Source organism: Hyphomonas oceanitis SCH89 (genome assembly GCF_000685295.1).
In the GTDB taxonomy this organism is placed as follows: Bacteria; Pseudomonadota; Alphaproteobacteria; order Caulobacterales; family Hyphomonadaceae; genus Hyphomonas; species Hyphomonas oceanitis.
In genome coordinates this window covers 1-1,377 of record NZ_ARYL01000116.1, presented here as the reverse complement: position 1 = coordinate 1,377, position 1,377 = coordinate 1, and the positions used below count along the sequence as shown (strand labels likewise).

General features: G+C 62.5%; 3 protein-coding genes. All 3 read left to right on the top strand.

Annotated elements, in window-relative coordinates; genetic code table 11:
• Nucleotides 1-755: thiolase family protein (locus tag HOC_RS20470; RefSeq protein ID WP_035542496.1), on the top strand; the 755-nt coding region annotated here is incomplete at its 5' end.
• Between the two features lie 112 nt (nucleotides 756-867).
• The gene (locus tag HOC_RS22870) at nucleotides 868-993 is read left to right on the top strand and encodes a hypothetical protein (RefSeq protein ID WP_277813066.1); all 126 of its coding nucleotides are present in this window, start codon (nucleotides 868-870) and stop codon (nucleotides 991-993) included.
• Nucleotides 994-1,009: 16 nt separating this feature from the next.
• Nucleotides 1,010-1,219 carry a YHS domain-containing protein gene (locus HOC_RS20465; protein WP_035542493.1) on the top strand — a complete coding sequence of 70 codons (210 nt, stop codon included), beginning with the start codon at nucleotides 1,010-1,012 and terminating at the stop codon, nucleotides 1,217-1,219.
• The last annotated feature ends 158 nt before the right edge of the window (nucleotides 1,220-1,377 follow it).

Here is a 1,377-nt window from a genome sequence, read left to right as displayed (position 1 = left end):
TCAATGACGGACTGAACGATGCGTTTTCCGGTGAGCACTCCGGATGGCACACCGAAGATCTGGTCCGTCAGAACAAGGTTAGCCGCGCGGCTCAGGACGCCTGGGCGCTGCGCTCGCAGTCCCGGTTTTCCAAAGCCCAGGCGGAGGGCCGGTTCAAAGCGGAAATTGCGCCGGTTGAACTCAAGACACGCAAGGGGTCCAGCGTGTTTGATACCGATGAACACAATCGTCCCGACACAACGCTTGAAAGCCTTGCGCGCCTCAAACCGGCCTTTCGACAGGACGGTTCGATCACGGCCGGCAACGCCCCGGGTCTGAACTCGGGTGCGGCCGCGATGATCATTGCCGATCGGACCTGGGCCGAATCGCATGGCCTGATGCCGGCGGTCCGTATCGCCGGCATGGGCGTCGGCGCGGTCGAACCGGGTTTGTTTGGCCTCGGGCCGGTTCCGGCCGTCAGGCAGGCCCTTGAGCGCGCAGCCTGGCCACTGGCATCGGTCGAGCGGGTGGAGGTGAATGAAGCCTTCGCTGCCATCGCGATCGCGCTCGTCGATGCGCTCGGATTCCCGCAGGAGATTGTCAATGTCGAAGGCGGCGCCATCGCCCATGGCCATCCGATCGGCGCGACGGGCGCTATTTTAACGGTGCGTTTGATCCACGCGATGCAGCGCGAAGGCCTCAAGCGCGGGATCGTGACGCTTTGCATCGGTGGCGGACAGGGCGTCGCCCTCGCGCTTGAACGGCTAGCCTCCTGATCATGGCAAGCGCCGTCTCATCGCGCCTGCAGGCTGGAACTGGCGCCTCTGCGCGCGCTCATGAGGGGCGACCGGCTTCGTTGCGTATTAGAAGTCAAGGAGTTGTTCTCGCATGACTGATCGCGATCTGACCGGAAAAACGTCTCCGCATCACGCGAACGCTTTGTCGACCTGCGTGACCGGTGAAATCGTCCCTGCCGATGCCGCAATCCAGGTCGACGCCATGGTGCTGCATTGAATATTGGAGCGCGTCGATGACTGTCGAAGATCCCGTCTGCCGCAACATGATTGCGCTGGAAGAAGCGGCTGCGTCAGAGGCGTGCGCAGGCTGGACCTATTTTTTCTGTTCCAGCCGGTGCCATCAGGTCTTCAAGTCCAATCCGCGACGCTATCGCGACCCCGGTCTGCCGCCACGGACCCGTCCTCTCACCGCCTCCCCCGATCCTTCATCTCACAAGACCTGACCAGTAGGAAAAGATCGCCGCCATGGACCATTCCACCCACACCCATCAATCCGATCCAGCGGCGACCATTTCAGGGCCGCAAACCACGCCCAGCGCGCATGGCGGCCATGACCATACCGGCATGATTGCGGAATATCGCAAGCGCTTCTGGGTCGTCC

Coding starts and splice junctions, on each gene's coding strand:
- HOC_RS20465 (WP_035542493.1), top strand. CDS start 1,010: ATGACTGTCGAAGATCCCGTCTGCCGCAACATGATTGCGCTGGAAGAA.
- HOC_RS22870 (WP_277813066.1), top strand. CDS start 868: ATGACTGATCGCGATCTGACCGGAAAAACGTCTCCGCATCACGCGAAC.